General features: G+C 76.9%; 22 protein-coding genes. 12 read left to right on the forward strand and 10 right to left on the reverse strand.

The window, feature by feature from the left end; genetic code table 11:
• Nucleotides 1-5: 5 nt before the first annotated feature.
• The 5 genes from ACI8AK_RS19305 to ACI8AK_RS19325 form a co-directional block, all read right to left on the reverse strand.
• Nucleotides 6-1475 (reverse strand): peptide ligase PGM1-related protein, encoded by a 1470-nt coding sequence (locus ACI8AK_RS19305; protein ID WP_387994190.1) that lies wholly within the window; start codon nt 1473-1475, stop codon nt 6-8.
• Between the two features lie 85 nt (nt 1476-1560).
• A complete protein-coding gene (locus ACI8AK_RS19310) occupies nt 1561-2028 on the reverse strand; it encodes a hypothetical protein (protein ID WP_387994188.1) in 468 nt (155 codons plus the stop codon).
• On the reverse strand, nt 2025-3284 hold the full coding sequence (locus ACI8AK_RS19315) for an epoxide hydrolase family protein (protein WP_456957579.1): 1260 nt from the start codon (nt 3282-3284) through the stop codon (nt 2025-2027). Before ACI8AK_RS19315 ends, ACI8AK_RS19310 begins: the two co-directional genes overlap by 4 nt.
• Before the next feature lie 29 nt (nt 3285-3313).
• Entirely contained in the window at nt 3314-4300 is a 987-nt protein-coding gene (locus tag ACI8AK_RS19320; protein ID WP_387994183.1) for a thioredoxin family protein, read from the reverse strand.
• Between the two features lie 26 nt (nt 4301-4326).
• Entirely contained in the window at nt 4327-4674 is a 348-nt protein-coding gene (locus ACI8AK_RS19325) for a DUF6510 family protein (RefSeq protein ID WP_456957581.1), read from the reverse strand.
• Between the two features lie 206 nt (nt 4675-4880).
• Between ACI8AK_RS19325 and ACI8AK_RS19330 the strand changes: the two genes are divergently transcribed.
• From ACI8AK_RS19330 to ACI8AK_RS19340, 3 genes are all read left to right on the forward strand, one after another.
• Complete coding sequence (locus ACI8AK_RS19330) at nt 4881-7655, forward strand: AAA family ATPase (protein WP_456957582.1); 2775 nt, start codon at nt 4881-4883, stop codon at nt 7653-7655.
• A 71-nt stretch (nt 7656-7726) separates the two neighbouring features.
• Nucleotides 7727-8335: a molybdopterin-dependent oxidoreductase gene (locus tag ACI8AK_RS19335; RefSeq protein WP_387989008.1), complete on the forward strand. Its 609-nt coding sequence runs from the start codon at nt 7727-7729 to the stop codon at nt 8333-8335.
• Complete coding sequence (locus ACI8AK_RS19340) at nt 8305-9042, forward strand: ferredoxin reductase (RefSeq protein ID WP_387989006.1); 738 nt, start codon at nt 8305-8307, stop codon at nt 9040-9042. Before ACI8AK_RS19335 ends, ACI8AK_RS19340 begins: the two co-directional genes overlap by 31 nt.
• A gap of 23 nt (nt 9043-9065) precedes the next feature.
• Here ACI8AK_RS19340 and ACI8AK_RS19345 read toward each other — a convergent pair whose 3' ends face one another.
• The 4 genes from ACI8AK_RS19345 to ACI8AK_RS19360 all read right to left on the reverse strand — a co-directional run bounded on the left by ACI8AK_RS19345 (nt 9066) and on the right by ACI8AK_RS19360 (nt 12844).
• Nucleotides 9066-9821: an alpha/beta fold hydrolase gene (locus ACI8AK_RS19345; RefSeq protein ID WP_387989004.1), complete on the reverse strand. Its 756-nt coding sequence runs from the start codon at nt 9819-9821 to the stop codon at nt 9066-9068.
• A gap of 67 nt (nt 9822-9888) precedes the next feature.
• Nucleotides 9889-10917 (reverse strand): lysophospholipid acyltransferase family protein, encoded by a 1029-nt coding sequence (locus ACI8AK_RS19350; RefSeq protein ID WP_456957584.1) that lies wholly within the window; start codon nt 10915-10917, stop codon nt 9889-9891.
• Between the two features lies 1 nt (nt 10918).
• Entirely contained in the window at nt 10919-11770 is an 852-nt protein-coding gene (locus ACI8AK_RS19355; protein WP_387989000.1) for a patatin-like phospholipase family protein, read from the reverse strand.
• Between the two features lie 51 nt (nt 11771-11821).
• On the reverse strand, nt 11822-12844 hold the full coding sequence (locus tag ACI8AK_RS19360) for an LLM class F420-dependent oxidoreductase (protein ID WP_456957586.1): 1023 nt from the start codon (nt 12842-12844) through the stop codon (nt 11822-11824).
• 118 nt (nt 12845-12962) lie between these two features.
• Here ACI8AK_RS19360 and ACI8AK_RS19365 point away from each other — a divergent pair, with 118 nt between their 5' ends.
• The 7 genes from ACI8AK_RS19365 to ACI8AK_RS19395 are packed head-to-tail and all read left to right on the forward strand — an operon-like array spanning nt 12963 to nt 22626.
• Nucleotides 12963-14108, forward strand: a complete 1146-nt coding sequence (locus ACI8AK_RS19365; RefSeq protein WP_387988996.1) for an acyl-CoA dehydrogenase family protein — start codon at nt 12963-12965, stop codon at nt 14106-14108.
• Nucleotides 14105-14899 carry a TIGR03084 family metal-binding protein gene (locus ACI8AK_RS19370; RefSeq protein ID WP_456957588.1) on the forward strand — a complete coding sequence of 265 codons (795 nt, stop codon included), beginning with the start codon at nt 14105-14107 and terminating at the stop codon, nt 14897-14899. Before ACI8AK_RS19365 ends, ACI8AK_RS19370 begins: the two co-directional genes overlap by 4 nt.
• Entirely contained in the window at nt 14896-16665 is a 1770-nt protein-coding gene (locus ACI8AK_RS19375; RefSeq protein WP_456957590.1) for an acyclic terpene utilization AtuA family protein, read from the forward strand. Before ACI8AK_RS19370 ends, ACI8AK_RS19375 begins: the two co-directional genes overlap by 4 nt.
• Complete coding sequence (locus ACI8AK_RS19380) at nt 16662-18242, forward strand: acyl-CoA carboxylase subunit beta (protein ID WP_456957592.1); 1581 nt, start codon at nt 16662-16664, stop codon at nt 18240-18242. The genes ACI8AK_RS19375 and ACI8AK_RS19380 overlap by 4 nt, the downstream gene beginning before the upstream one ends.
• Nucleotides 18239-20278: an ATP-binding protein gene (locus ACI8AK_RS19385; protein ID WP_456957594.1), complete on the forward strand. Its 2040-nt coding sequence runs from the start codon at nt 18239-18241 to the stop codon at nt 20276-20278. Before ACI8AK_RS19380 ends, ACI8AK_RS19385 begins: the two co-directional genes overlap by 4 nt.
• Complete coding sequence (locus tag ACI8AK_RS19390; RefSeq protein ID WP_456957596.1) at nt 20268-21869, forward strand: class I adenylate-forming enzyme family protein; 1602 nt, start codon at nt 20268-20270, stop codon at nt 21867-21869. The genes ACI8AK_RS19385 and ACI8AK_RS19390 overlap by 11 nt, the downstream gene beginning before the upstream one ends.
• On the forward strand, nt 21862-22626 hold the full coding sequence (locus ACI8AK_RS19395; protein WP_456957597.1) for an enoyl-CoA hydratase-related protein: 765 nt from the start codon (nt 21862-21864) through the stop codon (nt 22624-22626). The genes ACI8AK_RS19390 and ACI8AK_RS19395 overlap by 8 nt, the downstream gene beginning before the upstream one ends.
• Before the next feature lie 2 nt (nt 22627-22628).
• On the opposite strand, the gene ACI8AK_RS19400 is transcribed toward ACI8AK_RS19395, so the two are convergent.
• On the reverse strand, nt 22629-23297 hold the full coding sequence (locus ACI8AK_RS19400; protein WP_456957599.1) for a TetR/AcrR family transcriptional regulator: 669 nt from the start codon (nt 23295-23297) through the stop codon (nt 22629-22631).
• A gap of 121 nt (nt 23298-23418) precedes the next feature.
• Between ACI8AK_RS19400 and ACI8AK_RS19405 the strand changes: the two genes are divergently transcribed.
• Entirely contained in the window at nt 23419-24966 is a 1548-nt protein-coding gene (locus ACI8AK_RS19405; protein ID WP_456949878.1) for an acyl-CoA synthetase, read from the forward strand.
• Nucleotides 24963-26120, forward strand: coding sequence for an acyl-CoA dehydrogenase family protein (locus ACI8AK_RS19410; RefSeq protein ID WP_456957601.1), 1158 nt, complete (start codon nt 24963-24965; stop codon nt 26118-26120). The genes ACI8AK_RS19405 and ACI8AK_RS19410 overlap by 4 nt, the downstream gene beginning before the upstream one ends.
• The last annotated feature ends 21 nt before the right edge of the window (nt 26121-26141 follow it).

The raw sequence follows: 26141 nt of genomic DNA on the forward strand, positions 1-26141 counted from the left end.
GCTCGTCACGGCCCGGCGGCCACCGGCCGCCGGGCCAGCCGGTCGACGCACGCGTGGGTGCGCTCGAGCAGCTCGTGCGCCGCGGCGGGGGTCGGCGCGATCGCGGTCAGCCCGAACCGGCCGTCGACCGCCAGCCCGGACAGCATGTGCAGGACGACGCCGGTGCGGGTGCGCCGGTCGAAGCGCAGCCCCTCCCGGTCCACCGCGTCGACGACCTCGCGCGGCGGCAGCCCGGTCCAGGCGGGGTCGACGAGGTTGTCGGTCGCGCAGTAGCAGTGGACGGTGCCGTCGTCGGCGGTCCACCGGCCGCGGTCGGGGTCGTAGCGGCCGGGCACGAGGTTGCGCAGCACCGTGTACGGGTGCGTCGTCCCGCCCTTGCGGAGGTTGATCTCCAGCCCCTGCAGCGTCCACCCGCCCGGGCCGGACGTGGCGACGAAGTCCACGCCGTACCGGCCGCGGGCGCCGCAGCGGGCCAGCGCCTCCCCCGCCGCCCGCCCGTGGCTCCCCAGCTCCGCGGCGTAGTGCGGCTCGGCCGGGAACCGGCAGCCGAGGTACACCTGGCCGCTGTCGCCGCCGAGCACCTGCTCGTGGGTGGACAGCACGGTCACGCGTCCGTCCGGGGTGATCTCGCCCTGCACGCTGGGGCTGGCGAACCGGTCCCCGGTCACCAGCTCCTCGACGACGCCGCCGAGGGTCAGCGCGGTGAGGTACCAGTCGGGCAGCCGGCGGACCGCGTCGCGCAGGTGGCCCGCGGAGCCGGGCAGGCCGTCCCGGCGCAGCACCACGTTGCCGTCGCCGGCGCCGCTGTCGTCGAGCTTGAGCACCACGCCGGCCGCGCCGGGTCGGCGCCGCAGCACGTCGTCGACGGCGCGGTCGACGTCCTCGACGGTGTGCACGTCCTCGCACCCGGCCGGCACCGGCACCCCGGCGCCGGCGAGCAGCCGCCGCCCGGCGCTCTTGAACCCCAGCGGCCACAGCTCGGGCGCGGTGCCGTCGACGGGCACGTCCAGCCGCCGGGCGATCTCCACCTCGTCGGCGGTGACGTTCCACGGCTCGAGGAACGCCGGCCGGCCGCCGATGTGCCGGCGCAGCTCCTCGACCAGGTCCGGCCGGTCGCGCAGCTTCGCGGCGACCGGGCGGTAGGAGGTGTCCGGGACGACGAGCACCCACAGCCGCCGGCGCACCGAGGCCCGGGCGGCGCGCGGCACCAGGGAGAGGTAGTGGTCGACCAGCGCCGGCGGCGGCGGGGCGCTGCTGACGAAGACCAGCTCGCAGCCGGGGACGCGGGGCAGCAGCAGGACGGTGACCAGGTACCGGTGCTCCAGGGCCGGCAGGCGGTCGGCGTAGTGCGACAGCAGCGACTCGCCGATGCTGAACGAGGGCAGGGTCACCAGCACGTGCGGGATCCGGGAGCCCGGCGCGTTCGCCGCGCAGGCCGGCGCCAGGTCCCGTTGCAGCTCCGCGAACTCCCGCACGGCGCCTCCCGGCGCACCCGGCCCCCGCGCGTCGACCATCCTCCCGCGGGACCGGCGGCCGGAGGAGCCCCTCGGGCGTGCGGCGTCAGGAGCGGCCGGTCAGCCAGAGCAGGAGGCCGATGACCAGTCCGACCGTCGAGTGGCCGACCACGCCCCGGGCGTGGCTGACCAGCGGGTAGGCGGTCATCGTCGGCAGCGCCGTCCCCTCGTCGACCAGCACGAACGCGGCGGCGCCGACGGCCGGCCCGGCGGCCAGCGGGGGCCAGCCGCGGCGGACCAGCGCCGCGGCGAGCACGCCGTAGGTCACGCCGAGGGTGCGGTGCACGGCGAGCCCGACCCGGCCGGCCGCCGCGTCGTCGAGGTCGCGCCCCGCCACGCCGCCGAGCTGCCTGCCCAGCTGCACGAGCGTGCCGCCCGGCGCGATCTCCTCCTCCCGCCGCCGGGACTCCGCGCTCTGCCGGCCGTGGAACCAGCCGGTGGCGGCGTCCATGGTGCGGCTGGCCGCGTACCCGGCCAGCGCCCCGGTCCACAGGGAGGGGCCGGTACCCGTCACCGCGTCACCGCGGTGTCCGTGCTCGACGGGCGCGGGCCGGGCACCGGGGGCCGGCGCAGCGGCCGGAACGCGGTCCGCAGCTCGTCGACGAGCAGGTGCGGCTCCTCCCACGCCGCGAAGTGCCCGCCGCGGGGCAGCCGGTTGTAGTGGATCAGCCGCGGGTAGGCGCGCTCGGCCCAGCTGCGCGGCGCCTCGTACTGCTCGCCCGGGAAGACGCTGACGGCGACCGGGACCTGCACGCCCTTGGCGTCGAAGAAGCCGCCGCGGTACTCCCAGTACAGCCGGGAGGCGGAGACGCCGGTGCCGGTCAGCCAGTAGAGCGTCACGTTGTCGAGGACCTCGTCGCGGGTGAGCTCGCCGGTGCTGCTCGCCGTCCGGTCGAGGGCGGCCACGACGGCCGCGGCGGGCTGGCCGTCGGCGTCGTTGTGGTCGAGCAGCCAGGCGGCCAGGCCGACGGGCGAGTCCACGATGCCGTAGAGGGTCTGCGGGCGGGCGGCCATGTAGCGGGCGTACTCGACCTGCCCGAACGTCCGGAGCAGCTGGCCGTAGGCGCGGCGCTCCTCGTCGGACAGGCCGGGCGGCGGCGGCTCGCCGGCCAGGGCCGCCGCGTTGACGTCGGCCGGCACGGTGGCCGGCATGTTGGTGTGGATCGCGAGCAGCCCGGGCGGTGCCTGCAGACCCATCTGGTCGACGACGAACGCGCCCCAGTCGCCGCCCTGCGCGACCCAGCGCTCGTAGCCCAGGCGCTGCATGAGCGTGGCCCAGGCGCGGGCCATGCGCTCGGGGCCCCAGCCGGTGCTCGTCGGCTTGCCGGAGAAGCCGTAGCCGGGCATCGAGGGGACGACGACGTCGAAGGCGTCGGCGGCGTCGCCGCCGTGCGCGGTCGGGTCCACGAGCGGGCCGACGATCTTCAGCTGCTCGACCACCGAGCCGGGCCACCCGTGGTTGACGACCAGCGGCAGGGCGTCCTCGTGCCGGGAGCGGACGTGCAGGAAGTGGATCTCCAGCCCGTCGATCTCGGTGACGAACTGGGGCAGGGCGTTGAGCCGCGCCTCGCAGGCGCGCCAGTCGTAGGCGGTGGCCCAGTGCTCCGCGAGGGCCCGCATGGTCGCGAGCGGGACGCCCTGGGAGGCGTCCGGGACCGTCTCCCGCTCCGGCCAGACCGTCGCCGCGACGCGCCGCCGCAGCTCGGCGAGCGCCTCGTCGGGCACCTCCACGCGGAACGGGCGGACGGTCCCTGCTGTCGCGGTCGTCATGGCCGGCTCCCTCCTGGAGGCGCGTCGGTCTAGCCGAAGGTGAGGACGTACGCGGCGACGCCCGGGGCGGTGAACTCGATCTCGAACAGCCGGTCGTCGACCGGGCCCGGCTGCCGGACCAGCTGGTGGAGCCGCCGGCCGGTGGCCACGCCGTGCCCCCGCGCGTCCACGTCGCCGCCGGCCGCCTCCCCCGGCGGGCGCCCGTCCAGGCGCACCCGGAAGGGCACGGAGACTCCCGGGGCGACCGGCCCCATCACCAGGTGCAGGTCGCGGGCGCGGAAGCGGCAGGCCAGCCGCCCGCCGGGCTCGTCGAGCACCGCGGCCTCGGCGCCCACGGTCCACCGCCCGGCCGCCGCCCAGGAGCCGGGCCGCAGCCGCGCAGGGACCTCGTACGCGTGCGACCGGTCGGGGGCCGTGCCCTGCGGGGACGCGAAGGCCGTCGACCGGCCGTGGCCGAGGTACTCCTCCGGTGAGCCCAGGGCGGCCCAGTCGGCGGGGGCCTCGACGCCCTCGCCGACGACCGTGACCGGGTCGCGGCCGAGGACGTCGGCGCCGGCCTCGGCCAGCAGCTGCTGCAGCACCGTCTCCGACCGCGTCTCGTCCCCCTCCCCGAACCAGTGGTGGCGGATGCGCCCGGTGACGTCGACGAAGTACAGCGCCGGCCAGTAGTGGTTGGCGAAGGCGTGCCAGATCGCGTACCCGCCGTCCAGCGCGACCGGGTGGGTGACGCGCAGGGCCTCGAGCGCCCGGCGCACGGCGCCGGCGTCCCGCTCGAAGGAGAACTCCGGCGTGTGCACGCCGAGGACGACCAGCCCGTCGTCCCGGTACCGGTCGGCCCACGCCCGCACGTACGGCAGGGTCCGCAGCCAGTTGATGCACGTGAAGGTGCAGAAGTCGACGAGGACGACGCGGCCGCGCAGCGCCTCGGTCGTCAGCGGCTCGGTGTTCAGCCACCCGGTCGCCCCGTCGAGCGCCGGCATCCGGCCCTCGGTGGGCAGCAGCGCGGGAGTCGCCATCTCCCCGGACCTCTCCTCGACGGGGCTCAGCTGCCGGTGCCGGTGCCGGTCCCGCCGGTCGGCTGCGGGGACCACCACAGGAGCCGGATGCCGCTCATCTCCAGGCGGGTGCCGGAGGCGTCCGAGCCGCAGCGCAGGACGACCTGCATGCAGGTGGGGCAGCGGAGCACGAGGGCGGGCGCGTCGGCGTAGACCAGGTGCGCGCCCAGCGGGGCGCGGCCGCCGCAGTAGGTGCAGGTGGAGACCGCCGCGGTCGCCTCGGCGGTGAGCACCTCGGCCAGGACGCCGGCCGCCGCGTTGCCGTCCAGCCGGCGCTCGTCGACCCCGGAGGGCGCTCCGCCGGTCCCGTCGGGCAGGTGCTCGGACAGGTCCATCGCCGTCCCCTCCCCCGGCCGCGGGCGCCGCCGTGGCGGCCACTGTCGCGCCGGGCGCCGGGCCGCGCATCGGTCATCCGACCGTCCCCGCCGGTCGCGCACCCCTGCCGCCGCCGCGCCCGCTGCGGGAGACTCGCACCTCCACGGGGCGAGCCACGACGCCGGCACGGAGCGACCGTCCGGGCGGCGAGTCGAGGGAGGCCCCCGTGGGCGACACCACGACCGGAGGCAGCGGGCTGGTCGGCCGGGAGACCGAGGACGGCGTCGTCCGGGCGTTCCTCGCGCGGGCCGCCGACCGGGGCGACGCGCTCGTCGTGACCGGCGACCCCGGCGTCGGGAGGACCGCGGTGCTCGACGCGGCGGCGGGGACGGCGGCCGCGACCGGGGCGCTGGTGCTGCGGGCCGCGGGGGTGGGGTCCGAGACCGAGGTCGGCCACGCCGGCCTGTCCCAGCTCCTCCTGCCGCTGCTCGACGGGCCCGAGGGCCCGCCCGGCGGCGCCCTCGCGGCCGTCCTCGGCGTCCGGCCCGGGGCGCCGCCCGGCCCGCTGGCCGTGGCGTCCGCGGTCCTGGCCCTGGTCGACCGCGCGGCGCGGGGGCGGCCGGTCCTCCTGGTCGTCGACGACCTGCCGGAGCTGGACCGGTCCAGCGCGCGGGTGCTCGGCCTCGTCGCCCGCCGGCTCCCCGGCCGCCGCTGCGGGTTCCTGGCCGCCGCGCGGACCGGCGGCGACCCGCTGCCGGACACCGGGCTGCCCCGCCTCGAGCTCGGCCCGCTGGACGAGGCCGCGTCGGCGGAGCTGCTGCGCACCCGCGCCCCCGCCCTGCCCGCGGGCGTGCGCCGGCGGGTCCTCGACGCGGCGCGGGGCAACCCGCTGGCGCTGCTCGAGCTGCCCGCCGTCCTGACCGGCGACGACGGCGGGCCGGTGCCCCTCCCGCCCGGGACGCGGCTGCACGCCGTCTTCGCCCGGCCGGTCGGCGCCCTGCCGGCCCCCACGCGCGCGCTGCTCCTGCTGGCCGCGCTCGAGGGCACCGGCGACCTGCGCGCGCTGCGCGCGGCCGCCCTGGCCGACGGCCGGTGGAGCGACGACGGCTGGCTGGACGACCTCGCCCCGGCCGAGCGCGCGCGGCTGGTCCGCGTCGACCTGGCCGCCGGGCGCGTGGCGCTGCGGCACCCGCTCACCGGCGCGGCCGCCGTGGAGCTGGCGAGCAGCGGTGACCGCCGGCGGGCGCACGCCGCGCTGGCGCGGGCGCTGGCCGGGGACCCGGAGCGCTGCGCCGGGCACCTGGCGCAGGCCACCCTCGGGCCGGACGGCGAGGCGGCCGGCCTGCTCGAGCGGGCGGCCGGCCGGGCCCGGCAGCGCGGGGACGGGGCCGGCGCGGTCGCCCTCCTGCTCCGGGCCGCGGACCTCACCCCGCCCGGGCCCGCCCGCGCCCGCCGGCTGGCCGCGGCCGCCGCCGCGACGGTGGACACGACCGGCGACCTGCCGGCCGTGCCCGGGATGCTCGCGCGGGCGCGGGCCGCCGACCCGCGCGCCGGCCGCTCCCCGGCGGTCGCCGCGGCCGCCGCCGCGCACCTGCTGCACGCCGGGGGCGACGTCGGCACCGCGCACCTCGTGCTCGCCCGCAGCGCCGCGACCGCGCTCGACGAGGGACCCGGCCCGGCCGCGGTCGCGGACGCCCTCCCGACTCTGCTGCTCGCCTGCCACCTCGCCGGCCGGGAGGACCTCTGGCGCCCGTTCGACGACGCCCTCGCCCGGCTGGGGACCGACGTCCCGCCCGTGCTGGCCGTGGCCGCCCGCACGCTCGCGGACCCCGCCCGGGCCACCCGCGCCGACCTCGGCCGGCTCGACGACCTGGTCACCGCGGTGCAGACCGACGCCGACCCGGTGTCGGTCGTCCGGGTCGCGGCCGCCGCCGCCCCCGCCGGCCGGCTCGCCGCCTGCCGCCCGGCCCTCCGGCGGATCGCCGCCGGAGGAGGCGGGAGCCGCGCCGCCGCCCTCGCCGCCCGGGTGCTGCTGGCGCAGGACGGGTTCGCCGCCGGCCGCTGGGACGAGGCCGGGCACACCGCCGCGGAGGCGGTCCGCGAGGCCGGGCGGCTCGGGTACCGGCTGCTCGCCCTGCCCGCCGTCCACGTCCTGGCGCTGCTCGCCGCCGCGCGCGGCGACGAGGAGGCCGTCCGGTCCCGCGCCGGTGACCTGGCCGCGGCCGCGGCCGCGCACGGGGCCGGGCTGGCCGTGCACCTGGCCGCCCACGCGCGGGGCCTGGCCGCCCTCGGCTGCGGCGACTACGACGACGCCGCCCGGCACCTCGCGGCGCTCGGCCCGGCGGGCCGGCTCGCACCGCACGCGCCGGTCGCGCTGTCCGCCGCGCTGGACGTGGTCGAGGCGGCGGTGCGGACCGGCCGGCGGGCCCAGGCCGCCGCCCACGTCGCCGCCCTGCGGCGCGCGCCCGTCTCCGCCGCCGCGCCGGGGCCCGCGCTGCTGCTGGCGGGGGCGGCCGCGCTGGTCGCGCCGGAGGAGGAGGCGCGGGGGTGCTTCGAGGCCGCGCTCGCCGTCCCCGGGGCGCAGGAGCACCCCTTCGAGCTCGCCCGGGTGCGGCTGGCGCACGGGGAGCACCTGCGGCGGGCGCGGGCGCCCGGCGCCGCCCGCGGGCAGCTGGCGGCGGCGCTGGAGGTCCTCGAGCGGCTCGGCGCGACCCCGTGGGCCGCGCGCGCGTCGGCGGAGCTGCGGGCCACCGGGCCGTCCGCGCGCCGCACGGACGGCGGGCGGGGCCCGGCCTCGCTGACCGCGCAGGAGTACGAGATCGCGATGCTCGCCGCCTCCGGGCTGTCGAACAAGCAGATCGGCACCCGCCTGTTCCTCTCCCCCCGCACCGTCGGGGCGCACCTCTACCGCGCGTTCCCCAAGCTCGGCGTCACCGCCCGCGCCGCGCTGCGCGACGCGCTGGCCGGGGTGCCGACCCCGCGACCGCCGTCCGAGCGGTGACGGCGGTCGATCGACCGATGCCGCCGGGCGGCCGCCCCGGCACAGTCGGGACGTCGTCGGGAGGAGCCGCCATGTCCCTGATCTCCCGCGGGTTCGGCCACCGCGCCTCGGCCGCGACCCCGGCCGACCGGCTGCCACCCGGGCAGTACGACGTCGGCGACGCCTTCCCCGTGCTCTCCGCCGGGCCGACCCCGCGCACGCCCCTGGCCGAGTGGGACCTCACCGTCCAGGGGGAGGTCGACGGCGTGCGCCGCTGGACCTGGGACGAGTTCCGGGCGCTGCCCCGCGAGTCCGTCTCGGTCGACATCCACTGCGTCACCAAGTGGTCGAAGTTCGGCACCCGCTGGGAGGGCGTCGCCGTCGACACGCTGCTGGCCGACCTCCCGCCGGCGGCCGCCTTCGTGCTGGCGTTCTGCGACGGCGGGTACACCACGAACCTGCCGCTCGCCGACGTCACCGGCGGCCGCGCCTGGGTGGTGGACACCTACGAGGGCGAGCCGCTGCCCCCGGAGCACGGCGGGCCGGCCCGGCTGCTGGTGCCCCACCTGTACTTCTGGAAGAGCGCCAAGTGGCTGCGCGGCTTCGCGCTGAGCCGGGTCGACGAGCCCGGCTTCTGGGAGACCTTCGGCTACCACGACCGCGGTGACCCGTGGCTGGAACAGCGGTACAGCGGCGACTGACCTGGCTGCCGGCGACGCTGACCGGCGGCGTCGCCGAGACGGCCCGGGTGCGGCGGCTGTCCTTCGAGGTGCCCGGCTGGACCGGGCACCTCCCGGGCCAGCACGTCGACCTCCGCCTCACCGCTGAGGACGGCTACACGGTGCAGCGCAGCTACTCGATCGCCTCCGCGCCCGAGGAGCCGGCCGTCTCCCTGCTCGTGGAGCGGCTGCCCGACGGCGAGGTGTCGCCCTACCTGACCGACGAGCTGCGCGCGGGCGACGTGCTGGAGCTGCGCGGCCCCATCGGCGGGTACTTCGTGTGGTCGGCGCGCGCGGACTCCGAGCGCGGCGAGCGCCGGCCGGTGCAGCTGGTGGCCGGGGGCGCGGGCGTGGCCCCGTTCCTGTCGATGCTGGAGCACCGCCGCCGCACCGGCGGGACGACGCCGGTCCGCCTCCTGTACTCCGCGCGCAGCGCCGAGGACCTCCTCGGCCGCGGCTCGCTCGGGCCGGAGACCACGGTCACCCTCACCCGCGCCGCGCCGCCCGGGTGGACGGGCCCGACCCGCCGGGTGGACCGCGCGCTGCTGGAGGAGCACGCCTTCGGCCCGGAGGCGCGGCCGCGCACCTTCGTCTGCGGCCCGACCTACTTCGTGGAGGACGTCGCCACGGCGCTGGTCGACCTCGGCCACGACCCGTCCGCGGTCCGGCTCGAGCGCTTCGGCGGCTGACCGGCGGGGGCCGGCGGCCGCGGTCAGACGCCGGCCGGCACCGGCGGGGTCACGCCGCGGGCGAGCGAGTCCAGCGCCCGCAGGATGACGTCGGCCACCACCTGCGGCTGCGAGATCATGACCGCGTGCGAGCCCTCGGTCTCGACGACGTCCGCGCCGGCCCGCCGGGCCATGGCGCGCAGCACGTCGGTGCCGGCGGCCCGGTCGCCGGTCGGCACCACGGCCCACGACGGCAGGGTGCGCCAGGCCGGGGTCCCGCTCGGCACGGTGAAGCCGAGCACCGACACCGGCCGCTGGGTCGCGGCCATCACGGCGGTCACCGCGGACGGGAGGTCCGCGGCGAAGGCGTCGTGGAAGCGGTCGGCGCGGATCACCCACTCCGTCCGCGGCCCCTCGGGGGTCGGGTAGGAGCGCTCCTCGAGCGCGCCCATCAGGACGCTGTCGACCGACCCGCCCTCGACGTCGGCGAGGAGCTCGCCCTCGTCGGGCGCGAACGCCGCGACGTAGACGAGGCCGACCACGTCGTCCGCGCGGGCGGCGGCGTTGGTGACCACCGCGCCCCCGTAGGAGTGGCCGACGGCGAGCACCGGGCCCGGGACCTGCTGCAGGGCGGCCGCGACGTACTCGGTGTCGGCGGGGATCCCGCGCAGGGGGTTGGCCACCGCCTGCGCGCGGACGCCGGCCGCGAACAGGCGCGCGATCACGCCGTTCCACCCGGAGCTGTCGGCGAACGCGCCGTGCACCAGCACGACGGTGGGGACGGGAGGGGCACCGGTCACGACGACCTCCTCGGGGGTGCGGGGTCCGCCTCCCACGCTCGTTGCCCCGCGGACGGCGGGGCATCGGTCATCTGACCGTCGCCGAGGTCGTGCTGATCCAGTCGTCGATGGTCTCCCACCAGCGGTAGAGCCAGTCGGTCAGCTCCGCCTCGCCGCGCGGCACCTCCGCGGCCGGGATGAACCACCACCGCAGGTGCAGCGTCTTGTCGATGGGCAGCCCCCGCCACACGTCCCGGACCGTGCTCAGGTGCTCCAGCCCGGTGTGCGCGACGAGGACGACGTCGGCGTGCGGGGCCGCCTGCAGCGCCGCGACGACGCCGCCGGGGCGCGGGGGCAGCAGGTTCCGCATCGCCTCCGCCCGCCGCACGGCCGCCAGCAGCCCGCGCTCGCGCAGCCGCTGGACGGCCCGCACCTTGCGCCGCGGCGTGTAGTTCGCGCCCTCGGGGAAGATCAGCAGCGCGTCCTCCTCGCCCAGGTCGCGGGCGAGGTCGCCGATGGCCTCCTCCGGGCTCCGCCCGGCCGTCGGGTCGGCGGAGACGAAGGAGTTGGGCAGCCGGTTGAGGTAGACGTCGACCAGCGGGTCCAGCTGCAGCACGTCCTTGAGCACGATCCGCGGCTGGCGCAGGTGGTCGCGGTTCATCAGCGTGTGCACCAGCAGGAACGAGTCGCCGGGGCCGGCGTGCCGGGAGAGGACCACCATGGCGTTGGTCGAGCCGGGCACGCCGTCGTCCAGCGGCGACCAGGACTCCCCGTCGGTGACCAGCCGCAGCGCGAACAGCCGCTGCGCGGTCCGCATGAGCACGTCGAGCAGCACCCGCAGCACCGTGTAGTGCGCCGCCCGGGAGCGCGGGGAGTCCAGCCGGCGGCCGAAGCCGGCGGCCACCCACAGCACCGCCGCGGCGGCCAGCCCGGCCACCTCGAGGCCGAGGTAGACCAGCCCGAAGCACAGCAGCCGCAGCGCGCGCAGCCGCCCGGGCAGGAAGAACGAGACGAGCACCGCCACGACGGCGAGCACCGGCAGCAGGAGGACGGCGAGCGCGAGCACGCCGACCAGGAGCGGGCCGGCGACCCGGCGGACGCGGCGCGGGGGCAGCACCTCAGACTCCCCCGCCCGGGCCGGCGGCGACCCGGTCCAGGTACTCCCCCGCCGCGGCGCGGGCCCGTTCGATGCGGGCCGGTACGCCGGAGAAGTCGCGGTAGCGCAGGTTGGCCGCCCCCGGCGGGTCCGGGTCCCCGGCGGGCAGCACGTGCACCGTGACCCCCTCCGGCAGCGTGGCGAGGTCGGTGGTGAACCGATGCCGGCGGGCGATCTCGAAGGCGACCGTGGCGACCTCCCACGGCCGGGCCGGCGGGGACAGCGGCCGGTCGATCCGCCCGACGTGCAGCACGTAGACGGTGCCGGCGCCCAGCGTCACCGCGCGGCCGACCGGGATGCTGTGCACCAGGCCGCCGTCGAGGTAGTGCTCGCCGTCGACCTCCACCGGCGGCAGCAGCCCGGGGACGGCGCAGGAGGCGAGCACCGCGTCGACCAGGTCGCCGTCGGTGAACCAGTGCTCGGCCGCCCGCTCGATGCTCGCCGCGACGCACTGGAACGGGACGGGGAGCTCCTCGAACGTCGACACCGGCAGGGCGTCCTCGAGCATCTCCCGCAGCGGCTCGCGCGGGTGCAGGTGCGTGCGGGTCCGGACCAGCGTGCCGACCCGGCCGAGCACCGACCCGGCGAACACCCGCCGGGAGGCCAGCTCCTCCCACACCGCGCGCAGCCGGTCCACCGCGGCCGGCGTCGGGTCGGCGGCGACGAGCGCGCCGTTGATCGCGCCCACCGAGGTGCCCACGACCAGGTCGGGCCGGACGCCGCGCTCGAGCAGCGCCCCCAGCATGCCGACCTCGGCCGCGCCGAGCACTCCCCCGCCGCCGAGGACGAACGCGGTGCCGCCGGTCGCTGCCACGCCCCGCATCGTGGCACCCGGGCGGCGGACCGCCACCCGGCCTCCCGGCACTCAGCCCACCAGCTCGGCCATCGTCCGCAGCGTCTCCGGCGGTCCGGAGACGAGCATCGTGGTGACCGGCGACGCCTCCCACGCCGCGAGGTCGTCGGCGATCTTGGCCCGCGGCCCGACGAGGGCCACCTTCTCCACCATCGCCAGCGGCACGGCCGCGACCGCCTCGGCCTTGGCGCCGGACAGGTAGAGCTCCTGGATGCGGGCGCACTCAGCCTCGAACCCCATCCGGGCGAAGACCTCGTAGTGGAAGTTCACCCCGCGGGCGCCCATGCCGCCGACGTAGAGCGCGAGCATCGGGCGCACCCGGTCGGCCGCGGCGTCGACGTCGTCGTCGACCTCCACCGGCACCGTGCACGCCACCTCGAAGTCGTCCGCGGTCCGGCGGGCGCCGGGGCGGGCGAAGCCCTCGGCCAGCGCCGCGCGGTAGTGGGCGTCGTCGTGCGGCGAGTAGAACAGCGGGATCCAGCCGTCGGCGACCTCCGCGGCCAGCGCGACGTTCTTCGGGCCCTCCGCGGCGAGCAGCATCGGGAGGTCCGCGCGCAGCGGGTGGACGGTCGGCCGCAGCGCCTTGCCCAGCCCCGTGCCGCCGGGGAACGGGATGCGGTACTGCTCGCCGTCGAGGCGGACCACCTCGCGGGCGAAGGCCTGCCGGAGCACCGCCACGTACTCGCGCGTCCGTGCCAGCGGTCGGGGATAGGGCTGGCCGTACCAGCCCTCGACCACCTGGGGTCCGGAGACGCCCAGGCCGAGGACGAAGCGGCCGCCGGAGAGGTGGTCCAGCGTGAGCGCGGCCATGGCGGTGGCGGTCGGGGTGCGCGCCGACACCTGGACGACGCCGGTGCCCAGCCGCAGCCGCGTCGTCCGGCTGCCCAGCCACGCCAGCGGGGTGAGCGCGTCGGACCCGTAGGCCTCCGCCGTCCACACCGAGTCGAAGCCGAGGTCCTCGGCGAGCGCGACCAGCTCCGCCTGACCCGGCGGCGGGCCGGCGCCCCAGTAGCCCAGCGACAGCCCCAGCCTCATCGCGCGTCCTCCCGTCGGCCCGACCGATCGTTGTGCAGGTCACACCATCCTGATAGACCTGACGCCGTCGTCAAGTCCGGTCGCGGCCCGCGCCGCGCCGCCTCCGCCGGGGGTCCCCATGCGCTTCACCAGCGAGCACGCCGCGTTCCGGAAGACGGTGCGCGACGTCGTCGAGCGGGAGATCGCCCCGCACGTCGACGAGTGGGAGCGGGCCGGCACCTTCCCGGCGCACGAGCTGTTCCCGAAGCTCGGCGAGCTCGGCCTGCTGGGCCTGGAGTACGACCCCGAGTACGGCGGGCAGGGCGCCGACCACCTGTTCAGCGTCATCCTCTGCGAGGAGCTGCACCGGTCCGGCTGCGCCGGCGTCCCGATGGCGATCGGCGTGCAGACGATGATGGCCACGCCGTCGCTGCACGAGTTCGGCAGCGACGAGCTCAAGCGCCGCTACCTGGAACCCGCGATCCGCGGCACCGCGGTCTGCTCGATCGCCGTCACCGAGCCCGGCGCCGGCTCCGACGTCGCCGGGCTGCGCACCCGCGCGGTGCGGGACGGCGACGAGTGGGTGGTCAACGGCAGCAAGCTCTACATCACCAACGGCACCCAGGCCGACTGGCTGTGCCTGCTGGCGCGCACCTCCGACGAGGGCGGCCACCGCGGGATGAGCCAGATCGTCGTCCCCACCGACACCCCCGGGTTCTCCGTCTCCCGGAAGCTGGACAAGCTCGGCAACCGCTCCTCCGACACCGCCGAGCTGTTCTTCGACGACGTGCGGGTGCCGGTGTCGAACACGATCGGCACGGTCGGCCGCGGCTTCCAGCAGCAGATGGCGCAGTTCGTCGTCGAGCGGATGTTCGCCGCCTACGGCGCGGTGGGCAGCTGCCGGCACGCGCTGGAGCGCACCCGCGAGCACCTCCGGCAGCGGCAGGCGTTCGGCCGGCCGCTCGCGGCCAACCAGTACGTCGTCTTCCGGCTGACCGAGCTGTCGGCGCAGGTCGACCTGCTGCAGTCGCACAACTACGCGTGCGCGCAGGCCTACGTGGACGGCGAGGACACCACCCGGGCGGCCACGGTGGCCAAGCTGACCGCCGGCCGGCTGCTGCGCGAGGTGGCCGACGCCTGCCTGCAGTTCCACGGCGGCATGGGCTACATGGAGGAGACCTGGACCTCCCGGTTCTTCCGGGACAGCCGGCTGGCCTCGATCGGCGGCGGCGCCGACGAGGTGATGCTGCAGGTGCTGGCCCGGATGGACGGGTTCGACGCGTGAGCGGCGCCCCGCTGCTGCAGGCGCTGGTCGACGACCTCGACGCCGAGTCCGCCGACCTCGACGCGCGCGTCGCCCCGCTCGACGACGCCGCCTGGCTGACCCCGACCCCCGCGGCCGGCTGGGACGTCCGCGACACCGTCAACCACCTGCGGTTCTTCGACCGGGACGCGCTGCTCGCCGTCACCGACCCCGCCGGGTTCGCCGCGCTGGTGGCCGGCCTCGGGGAGGGCGCCGGCGACTACGTGGAGCGGCTGACCCGCGAGGGCCGCGCCGATCCCCCGGCCGACGTGCTCGCCGCCTGGCGGTCGGGACGGGCGGCGCTCGCCGCGGCGCTGCGGGCCGCCGACCCCGGCGTCCGGGTGCCGTGGTTCGGGCCGCCGATGAGTCCGGCGTCGTTCGTCACGGCCCGGCTGATGGAGACCTGGGCGCACGGGCAGGACGTCGTGGACGCGCTCGGCCAGACCCGGGAGCCGACCGCGCGGCTGCGGTCGGTCGCCGAGATCGGCGTGCGCGCGCGGCCGTTCGCCTACGCCGTCCGCGGCCTGCCGGTGCCCGACCGCCCGGTGCGGGTGGAGCTGACCGGCCCCGGCGGGGAGTCCTGGACCTGGGGGCCCGGCGACGCCGCCGACGTCGTCCGCGGGACCGCGCTCGACTTCTGCCTGCTGGTCACCCAGCGCCGGCACCGCGACGACCTGGACCTCGAGGTGACCGGGCCGGCCGCGCGGGAGTGGGCGGGCATCGCGCAGGCCTTCGCCGGCCCGCCCGGCGCCGGGCGGGAGCCGCTGCGGTGACGGCGCCGCTGCGGGTGGCCAACGTGTCCGGGTTCTACGGCGACCGGCACGCGGCCATGCGCGAGATGCTCGACGGCGGTGAGGTCGACGTCCTCACCGGCGACTACCTGGCCGAGCTGACCATGCTCATCCTCGGCCGGCAGAAGGCCGAGGACCCGTCCGCCGGGTGGGCGCGCAGCTTCCTGTCCCAGCTGGAGGAGTGCCTGGGCACCGCGCTGGAGCGCGGCGTCCGGGTCGTGGCCAACGCCGGCGGGCTGAACCCGCGGGGCCTGGCCGCCGCGGTCACCGCGCTCGGGGAGCGGCTCGGGCTCCCGGTGCGGGTCGCCACCGTGAGCGGGGACGACCTGCTCCCCCGCCTCGGCGACCTCCGCGGCCGGCTGCGCGCCGGCGACCGCCCGCCCGGCGACCACGACGTGGACGACGCGCTCACCGCCAACGCCTACCTCGGCTGCCGCGGCATCGTGCGGGCGCTGCAGGCCGGCGCCGACGTCGTCGTCACCGGGCGGGTCACCGACGCGAGCCTCGTCGTCGGGCCCGCGGCCTGGCACCACGGCTGGGGTGCGGACGACTGGGACGCGCTGGCCGGCGCGACCGTGGCCGGGCACGTGCTCGAGTGCGGCGCGCAGGCCACCGGCGGCAACTACAGCTTCTTCGCCGAGCTGCTCGACGCCGACCCCGCGGCACTGGACCACGCCGGCTTCCCGCTGGCCGAGATCGCCGCCGACGGCACGTCGGTGATCACCAAGCACCCCGGCACCGGCGGCGCGGTGACGGTCGGGACGGTCACCGAGCAGCTGCTCTACGAGCTCACCGGCAGCCGCTACGGCGGGCCGGACGTCGTCACCCGCTTCGACACGCTGCGGCTGCGGCAGGCCGGCCCCGACCGGGTGGAGGTCTCCGGCGCGCGCGGGCTGCCACCTGCGGGGCTGCTCAAGGTGGCGGTCAACCGGCTCGGCGGCTTCCGCAACGCGATGACGCTGCCGCTGACCGGGCTGGAGGTCGAGCGCAAGGCGGAGCTGCTGCGCCGCCAGCTGGCCCCGGCGCTGGCCGGCGTCGAGGACGTCACCGTCACCCTGGCCCGCACCGACTCCCCCGACGCCGGCGTGCAGGAGGAGGCCGCGGCGCTGCTGCACGTCACGGTCAAGGACCGCGACCGACGCCGGGTGGGCAAGGCGTTCACCGTGCCGGTGATCGAGCTGGGCCTGGCCAGCATCCCCGGCTTCCACGCCACCTCCGCGCCGCCGAGCCCGACCCCGTACGGCGTCTACTCCGCCGCGTGGGTGCCGGCCGGTGAGGTGCCGCAGGTGGTCGGGCTGCCCGACGGGACCACCGAGACCCTGCCGTCGGCCGTCCCCGCCGCAGGGGCCGCCGACGTCCCGGAGCCGCCCGGGCCGCCCGCCTGGGCCGACGACGGCCCGACCCGCCGCGTGCCGCTGGGCCGGGTCGCCGGCGCCCGCAGCGGCGACAAGGGCGGCGCGGCCACCCTCGGGGTCTGGGCCCGCGACGACGACGGCTACGTCTGGCTGGCCGCCTTCCTGACCCCCGACCGGCTGCGCGCGCTGCTCCCCGAGGCCGCCGCGCTGCCGGTCACCCGCGAGCTGCTGCCCGGGTTGCGGGCGCTGCTGTTCCAGCTGCCGGGGCTGCTCGGCGACGGCGTCGCCGCCGGGACCCGGTTCGACCCGCAGGCCAAGGCCGTGGGCGAGTGGCTGCGCTCCCGCGTGGTCGACGTCCCCGAGCGCCTGCTGCCCCCGGAGGGAGACGGATGACGGTCCTGGACGACCGCGCCGCGGGCAACCGCGCCGCGATGCTCGAGCGGCTGGCCGAGCTGGAGGAGCAGCTCCGGCTGGCCACCGCCGGCGGCGGCGAGAAGGCGCTGGCCCGGCACCGGCAGCGCGGCAAGCTCACCGCGCGCGAGCGGATCGAGCTGCTGCTGGACCGCGACAGCCCGTTCCTGGAGCTGTCCCCCTACGCCGCGTGGGGCACCGACTTCCCGGTCGGGGCGAGCACGGTCACGGGCATCGGCGTCGTCGAGGGCGTCGAGGTGGTGGTGTCGGCCAACGACCCGACCGTGCGCGGCGGCACGTCCAACCCGTACACGCTGCGCAAGTCCGCCCGGGCGCACGACATCGCGCGGGTCAACCGGCTGCCGTTCGTCAGCCTCGTGGAGTCCGGCGGCGCCGACCTGCCCACCCAGTCGGAGATCTTCATCCCCGGCGGCCGCGGCTTCCGCGACCTCACCCAGCTCTCGGCCGCGGGCATCCCGACCGTCGCGCTGGTCTTCGGCAACAGCACCGCCGGCGGCGCCTACGTGCCCGGGATGAGCGACCACGTCGTGATGATCGAGGACCGCAGCAAGGTGTTCCTCGCCGGGCCGCCGCTGGTGAAGATGGCCACCGGCGAGGACGCCGACGAGGAGTCCCTCGGCGGCGCGGCGATGCACGCGCGGGTCTCCGGCAGCGCCGACCACCTCGCCGTCGACGAGGTCGACGCCATCCGGATCGGCCGGCGGATCGTGCGGAACCTCAACTGGCGCAAGCAGGGCCCCGGCCCCTCCCGGCCGGCCGACCCGCCGCTGCACGACCCCGAGGAGCTGCTCGACCTCGCCCCCGCCGACCTGCGGCAGCCGCTGGACCCGCGCGACGTCCTCGCCCGGGTCGTCGACGGCAGCCGGTTCGACGAGCACAAGCCGCTCTACGGCACCTCGCTGGTCACCGGGTGGGCGAGCATCCACGGCTACCCGGTCGGCGTGCTGGCCAACGCCCGCGGCGTGCTGTTCCGGCAGGACGCGGAGAAGGCCGCGCAGTTCATCCAGCTGGCCAACCAGACCGACACCCCGCTGCTGTTCCTGCAGAACACCACCGGCTACATGGTCGGCACCGAGTACGAGCAGGACGGGATCATCAAGGCCGGCTCGCAGATGATCAACGCCGTCTCCAACAGCACCGTCCCGCACCTCACCGTCAACATCGGCGCCTCCTACGGCGCCGGCAACTACGGCATGTGCGGCCGCGCCTACGAGCCCCGCTTCCTGTTCACCTGGCCCAACGCCAGGAGCGCGGTCATGGGCCCGGCACAGCTGGCCGGCGTGCTGGACATCGTCGGCCGGGCCAGCGCCCGGGCCCGCGGCCGCGACTACGACGAGGAGGCCGCGGCCGCGATGCGCGCGGCGGTGGAGCAGCAGATCGAGGCCGAGTCGCTGGCGCTGTTCCTCTCCGGCCGGCTCTACGACGACGGGATCATCGACCCCCGCGACACCCGCACCGTCCTCGGGCTCGCCCTGTCGGCGGTCCACAACGCGCCGGTGAGAGGACTGCACGACGGATGGGGGGTGTTCCGGCTGTGAGCCGCGCCCTCACGTGCGTGCTGGTCGCCAACCGCGGCGAGATCGCCCGGCGCGTGTTCGCCACCGCCCGCGCGATGGGCCTGCGCACGGTCGCCGTGCACTCCGACGCCGACGCCGGGGCGCCGTTCGTGGCCGAGGCCGACGTCGCGGTCCGGCTGCCCGGGAACACGCCCGCCGAGACCTACCTGCGCGCCGACCTCGTGGTGGCCGCCGCGCTGCGCGCCGGCGCCGACTGCGTGCACCCCGGCTACGGCTTCCTCTCCGAGAACGCGGACTTCGCCCGCGCCGTGCAGGGCGCCGGGCTGGTGTTCGTCGGGCCGGACCCGGACGCCGTGGAGGCGATGGGCAGCAAGCTCGCCGCCAAGGAGCTCATGGCCCGGGCCGGGGTGCCGGTGCTGCCGAGCGTGGACGCCACCGGCCTGTCCGGGGACACGCTGGAGAAGGCCGCCGGGGAGGTGGGCTGGCCGCTGCTGGTCAAGGCCTCCTTCGGCGGCGGCGGGCGCGGCATGCGCACCGTCCGCGGGCCGGAGGAGCTCGCCGAGGCCGTCGAGGGCGCCGGCCGCGAGGCGGCGTCGGCGTTCGGCGACGGCACGGTGTTCCTCGAGCGGCTGGTCGAGCGCCCGCGGCACGTCGAGGTGCAGGTGTTCGGCGACCGGCACGGGCACACCGTGGCGCTGTTCGAGCGGGAGTGCTCCATCCAGCGCCGGCACCAGAAGGTGGTCGAGGAGGCGCCCTCCCCCGCCGTCGGGCCGGAGCTGCGGCAGCGGCTGCAGGACGCCGCCGTGGCCGCCGCGCGGGCGATCGGCTACGTCGGCGCGGGCACCGTGGAGTTCCTGCTCGACGAGGGCGGCGAGTTCTGGTTCCTCGAGATGAACACCCGGCTGCAGGTCGAGCACCCGGTCACCGAGGCGGTCACCGGCCTGGACCTGGTCCGGCTGCAGTTCGACGTCGCCGCCGGGCGCCCGCTGCCCCCGGAGGCGGTCTCGCCGACGCTGTCCGGCGCCGCGATCGAGGTGCGCCTGTACGCCGAGGACCCGGCGCGCGACTGGCTGCCGCAGTCGGGCCGGCTGGCCGGGTTCGCGCTCGCCGCCGACGCCGAGTTCCGCACGCCGCCCGGGCCGGGGATCCGGCTGGACAGCGGCTTCCGCGCGGGCGACGACGTCGGCGTGCACTACGACCCGATGCTGGCCAAGGTCGTCGCCTGGGCGCCGGACCGCACGTCGGCGGCGCTCGCGCTGGCCGGCGCCCTCGCCCGGGCCCGGCTGCACGGCGTCGCCACCAACCGCGACCTGCTCGTGCGGGTGCTGCGGTCCGAGGCGTTCCTCGCCGGGGAGACCGACACCGGCTTCCTGGACCGGCACGGCCTCGACGTCCTCGCCGCGCCGCTGGTCGACGACGCCGGGCGCCGCGTGCACGCCGTCGTCGCCGCGCTCGCGGGAGCGGCGCTGCGGCGGGCGGCCGCGCCGGTGCTGGCCGGCCTGCCCTCGGGCTGGCGCAACAACCCGACGGTGCCGCAGACCACCGCCTTCGACGCCGGCACCGTGCGCTACCGGCTGCACCGCGGCGGCGTCACCGCCGACGTGGACGGCGAGCCGGTGGACCTCGCCGTCCTCGGCACGGCGGTGACCGGCCCCGGCCGGGTCCGGCTCGTCGTCGAGACCGGCGGGCTGCGCGGCACCCACGAGGTGCACGTGGACGGCGACCGCAGCTGGGTCGACGGCCCCGACGGCGCGACGGCGTTCACCGAGCTGCCGCGGTTCCCCGAGCCGTCCGCCGCGGTCGCGCCCGGCTCGCTGACCGCCGGCATGCCCGGCGCCGTCACGCGGGTGGCCGTGGCCGAGGGCGACGAGGTCCGCGCCGGGCAGCTGGTGCTGGTCCTCGAGGCCATGAAGATGGAGCACCCCGTGGTCGCACCGGCCGACGGGGTGGTCACCTCCCTGCACGCCGACGTGGGCGCGCAGGTGGAGACGGGCGCGGTCCTCGCGGTCGTCACCCCCACAGCCCCCGAGAGCGGAGGAGACCGCGGTGCGTCCTGACCTGTCCGGGATCGACCCCCTGGAGCTCAACCTCGCCACCCGGTTCTCGGTGGGCGACATGCTCACCCGTTCCGCGCAGCTGTTCGCCGGCCGCACCGCCATCGTCGACGGCGAGGAGGAGGTCACCTACGCCCGCCTCGACGCCGCCGCCGAGGCCTTCGGCCGCGGCCTGCTCGACGCCGGCGTGGGCCACCAGGAGCCGGTCGCCTTCCTGCTCGGCAACTCGTGGCGGTTCGCCGCGAGCTTCTTCGGCTGCGCGAAGGCCGGGCTGGTCGCGCTGCCGGTCAACCTGATGCTGGCGCCGGAGGACGTCGGATGGATCCTCGCCGACTCCGGCACCGCGACCGTCGTCGCCGACCCGGTGTTCCTGCCGCTGCTGGAGGCCGTGCTGCCCGGGCTGCCCGCCGTCACCCGGGTGGTCGTCACCGGCGACACGCCGCCTGCGCAGGTCGCCGGGCGGGAGGTGCTGCGCTGGGACGACGTCGCCGCCGACCCGACGCCGGTGCGGGTGCTCGTCGACGACCGCGACACCGTGCACTGCCTGTACACCTCGGGCACCACCGCGCGGCCCAAGGGCGTGCTGACCAGCCACCTGGCGGTGCACGTCGGCGTGCTGAGCAACGCGCTGCAGATCGGCCACCGGCGCGGCGACGAGTTCTCCGTGCTGCCGATCGTGCTGCCGCTGTTCCACACCACCGCGCTGGACACCCTGCTGCTGCCGGTCCTGCTCACCGGCGGCACCGCGGTGCTGCCCGGCGGCTTCGACCCCGAGGCCTTCCTCGAGGTGGTCGAGCGCCGCCGGGCCACCCACCTGATGCTGCTGCCGATGATGTACGCCGCGCTGCTGGCGTCGCCGGGCATCCGGACGCGGGACCTGTCCTCGGTGCAGCTGTGCATCTACGCGATGGCCCCCATGCCGCAGGAGCGGATCACCGCGATCGCCGCCGCGTTCCCCAACGCGAGAGTGCTGCTGGGCTCCGGCCAGACCGAGTGCGTGCCGGCGACGGTGTTCCAGTGGCCGTCGCACCAGGAGACCAAGGCGGCGTCGTGGGGGCCGTCCACGGTCACCGTCGACACCCGGGTCATGGACCCGGCGGGCCGGCTGCTGCCGCCCGGGGAGACCGGCGAGATCGTCTACCGCGGCCCGCACGTGATGAGCGGCTACTGGAACAACCCTGCGGCCAACACCGCCGCGTTCGCGCACGGCTGGTTCCACAGCGGCGACGTCGGCCACCTCGACGACGAGGGCGTCGTGTGGTTCACCGACCGGGTCAAGGACATGGTCAAGACCGGCGGCGAGAACGTCTCCTCCGTCGAGGTGGAGCGGGTGCTGCTCGCGTCCCCGGAGATCGTCGAGGCCGCGGTGATCGGCGTCCCCGACGACCGCTGGGGCGAGGCGGTCACCGGCGTCGTCGTCCCGGCCGACCCGGACGCCGACCCCGCCGCGCTGGCCGAACGACTGCTCGCCCACTGCCGGGCGCACCTGGCCGGCTTCCAGGTGCCCAAGCGGATCGAGGTCCGCACCGGGCTGCCGAAGACCGCCACCGGCAAGATCCAGAAGCACGAGCTGCGCGACGAGTTCCGTGGCTGACGCGCCCCTGGTCACCACCGCCCGCCGCGGACCGGCGGCGGTGGTGACCCTGGACTCCCCGCGCAACCGCAACGCGCTGTCCCGGGCCCTGCTCGAGCAGCTGCACGCCGCGCTGCAGGACGCGCTCGCCGACGACGCGGTGCGGGTGCTGGTGCTCACCGGCGCCGGGCCGGTGTTCTGCTCCGGCGCCGACCTCAAGGAGCAGCGGGCCGGCGGCGGTCCCGGGCCGGTCGGCCTGCCGGAGGTCCTCACCCTGCTCATGGATGGGCCGAAGCCCGTGGTGGCGCGGGTCAACGGCGCCGCCCGCGCCGGGGGGCTCGGGCTGATCGCGGCCTGCGACCTCGCCGTCGGCCCGGCCGGCGCGACGTTCGGCTTCAGCGAGGTCCGCATCGGGGTCGCGCCGGCGGTCATCGCCGTCCCCTGCCTGCGGCGGATGGACCCGCGGGCGGCGCGCGAGCTGTTCCTCACCGGCGAGCCCTTCGACGGCGTCCGGGCGCGGGAGGCCGGCCTGCTCGACCGCGCGGTGGCCGACGGCGAGCTCGACGCCACGGTCGACGGGTTCGTGGCGCAGCTGGCGCTCGGCGCGCCGGAGGCGCTCGCCGTCACCAAGCGGCTGCTGCGCGAGCTGCCCGGCGCCGACCTGCGGGAGGACCTCGCCCGGACGGCGGCGCTGTCGGCGGAGCGGTTCGGCTCGGCCGAGGCGCGGGAGGGCATCGCCGCGCTGCTGGAGAAGCGCCGCCCGTCCTGGGTGTCCTGAGCTCAGCCCGGTCGGCCGGTGCCGCGGTCGGGCCAGGCCGAGCGGGGCAGGCCGATGGCGCCGGCCCACAGCCGGGTGAGCACCTCGACGGCGGCGTCCTCGTCGAGGTCCTCCACCGGGTCCTGCCACAGGTGCGCGAACGACTCGACCATCGCGCCGAGCGCGCTGGCCGTGGCCCGCGGCGGCAGGGAGGCGTCGGCCAGCCCCAGCTCCTGCAGCCGCTCCAGGCCCTCCATGCCGCGCCGCACGAAGGCCTCCCGGACGTCGACCCGCAGCCGCCGGAACTCCTCGCGGGTGTCGGCCAGCGAGTCCAGGACGCGCAGGATCCGGGCGTGCCGGGTGACGGCGGTCAGGTACAGCCGGTTGACCGCCTCGATCCGCTCGTAGGGGGCGTCGGCCGGCAGCCGCGGGCCCACCGCGGTGGCGGTGAACAGGTCCTCCACCACGACCGCGACGATCGCGCGCAGCAGCGACTCCTTGGAGTCGAACCAGGTGTAGAAGGTCCCGTGCGAGACGCCGGCCCGCTCGGACACCGCGTCGATCCGGACGTCGGCGAACCCGCGCTCCTCGAACAGCTCCCGGCCGGCCTGCAGCAGCGCGGCCCGGGTGCGCCGTCCCCGGTCGGTCACGGGGAGCTGGTCCTGCTGCGGACTGGCCTGCGTGCCGGTCATCGCCCCACCTCCGCGTCCTCGGGCCCGGGCAGCCTGACACACGCCACGGGCAGTTGACGACCGCGTCAGGTCCTCGACAGACTCCGTGACCCAGGCCACAGCAGCGCGGGAGAGGGCAGACATGGACAGGGGCATCGGCAGCTGGCCGACGCGGCGGGCGTTCCTCTCCGGGGACCGCACCGCCCTGGTGTTCGGGGAGCGGCGGCTCACCTACACGGACTTCGACCGGCGCACCGACTCCCTCGCCCGCGCGCTGCGCGACCTCGGCGTCCGGCAGGGCGACCGGGTGGCCGGGCTGCTGCTCAACAGCCCCGCCTTCCTCGAGACGATGTTCGCCACCGCCAAGCTCGGCGCGGTCTTCGTGCCGATGAACCTGCGCCTGGCGCCGCCGGAGGTCAGCTACCTGCTCGCCGACTCCGGCGCCGACGTCTTCGTGTGGTCCGGGCCCCTGGCGCCGGTCGCCCGCGCCGCGCTGGGCGCCGAGGGGGTCCGCGTGCGCCACCGGGTGGTGGCCGACGGCGAGGCCGGCGACGGCGAGCTCGCCTTCGAGCCGCTGCTGGCCTCCGGCGAGCCCCGGGCGCTGGGCACCGACGTCTCCGGCGGCGACCTGTCCTGCCTGATGTACACCTCCGGCACGACCGGGCGCCCCAAGGGGGCGATGCTCACCCACGACAACCACTTCTGGAACGTCGTCAACGTCCTGTCGTTCGGCCGCGGGCTCAGGGAGAGCGACGTGACCGTGACGGTCGCGCCGATGTTCCACATCGGCGGGCTGGGCGTGCACACGCTGCCGCTGCTCTACCTGGGCGGCACCAACGTCGTCCTGCCGTCGTTCGACCCGTCGCAGACCCTCGAGGCGATGGCGCGGTCGCGGGCGACCGTGCAGTTCCTCGTCCCGGCCATGTGGGCCGCGCTGACCGCGGTCCCGGACTTCGACCGGCACGACCTGTCGGCGCTGGAGCTGGCCGTCACCGGCGGCGCGCCGTGCCCGCTGCCGGTCATCGAGTTCTTCCAGGGCAAGGGCCTGCCCTTCCAGGAGGGCTTCGGCATGACCGAGACCGCGCCGGCGGTGTCGATCCTCGACGCCGACCACGTCAAGGAGAAGGCCGGCTCGATCGGCCGGGCGCTCATGCACGTCGAGGCGCGGATCGTCGACGAGGACGACCGGGACGTCGCCACCGACGTCGTCGGCGAGCTGGTGGTCCGCGGGCCCAACGTGTTCGCCGGCTACTGGGGGCTGCCCGAGGCGACGGCGGAGGCGTTCCGCAACGGCTGGTTCCACACCGGCGACCTGGGCCGGATGGACGCCGAGGGCTTCGTCACCCTGGTCGACCGCAAGAAGGACATGATCATCTCGGGCGGCGAGAACGTGTACCCGATCGAGGTCGAGCAGGTGCTCTACCGGCACCCGGCGGTGCGCGAGGTCGCCGTCGTCGGGGTGCCCGACCCGCGCTGGGGCGAGACGCCGGTCGCCGTCGTCGCCCTCGCCGACGGCGCCGAGGCCGACGCGGAGGGGCTGCTGGGCTACGCCCGGGAGCGGCTGGCCCACTTCAAGTGCCCGACCCGGGTGGAGTTCGTGCCCGAGCTGCCGCGCAACGCCACCGGCAAGGTGCTCAAGACGACGCTGCGCAAGGAGTACGGCGGCGCCGAGGAGGCCGTGCAGCGGTGACGACGGCCGCGCTCGCCGACCCCTGGACCACCCCCGAGCGGGTCGCGCTGCGGCGGCTGGCCCGCGACTTCGTCGCCCGCGAGGTGGCGCCGCACGTCGAGGAGTGGGAGACCGCCGGCGAGCTGCCGCGGGAGCTGCACCGCCGGGCGGCCGCCGCCGGGCTGCTCGGCGTCGCCTTCCCGGAGGAGGTCGGCGGCGGGGGCGGGGACGCGATCGACTCGGCGATCGTCACCGAGGAGCTGCTGCTCGGCGGCGGGTCGACCGGGGTCGCGGCGAGCCTGTTCACCCACGGCATCGCGCTGCCGCACGTCGTCGCGGACGGCTCCCCCGCCCTGGTCGACCGCTACGTCCGCCCGACGCTCGCCGGGGAGCTCATCGGGTCCCTCGGCGTCACCGAGCCCGACGCCGGCTCCGACGTCGCGTCGCTGCGGACGCGGGCGGTGCGCGACGGCGACGAGTACGTCGTCGACGGCGCGAAGACCTACATCACCAGCGGCGTGCGGGCGGACTTCGTCACCACCGCCGTCCGCACCGGCGGTCCGGGCCACGCCGGCATCTCGCTGCTGGTCGTCGACAAGGGCACGCCGGGGTTCACCGTCGGCCGGCGGCTGGACAAGATGGGCTGGCGCTGCTCGGACACCGCGGAGCTGTCCTTCACCGGCGTCCGGGTGCCGGCGGCGAACCTGGTCGGGCCGGAGGGCAGCGGGTTCGTCCAGATCATGCGGCAGTTCCAGTCCGAGCGGCTGAGCCTGGCGGTGCAGGCCTACGCCACCGCGGCGCGCTGCCTGGACCTGGCGCTGGACTGGGTGCGGCAGCGGTCGACGTTCGGCCGGCCGCTGTCCTCCCGCCAGGTCATCCGGCACAAGCTCGCCGAGATGGCCCGGGAGGTCGACGTCGCCCGCACCTACACCCGCGCGGTGATGCAGCGCTGGCTGGCCGGCGAGGACGTCGTGACCGAGGTGTCGATGGCCAAGAACACCGCCGTGGCCGCCTGCGACTCCGTCGTCGACCAGGCGGTGCAGGTCTTCGGCGGGCTGGGCTACATGCGGGAGTCCGAGGTGGAGCGCCACTACCGCGACGCCCGGGTCCTCGGCATCGGCGGCGGCACCACCGAGATCATGAACGAGGTCATCGCCAGGCGGCTGGGCCTGTAGGCCGGGAGGCCCCTCCGCCCC

The sequence above is a fragment of the Geodermatophilus sp. SYSU D00867 genome (assembly GCF_054050315.1).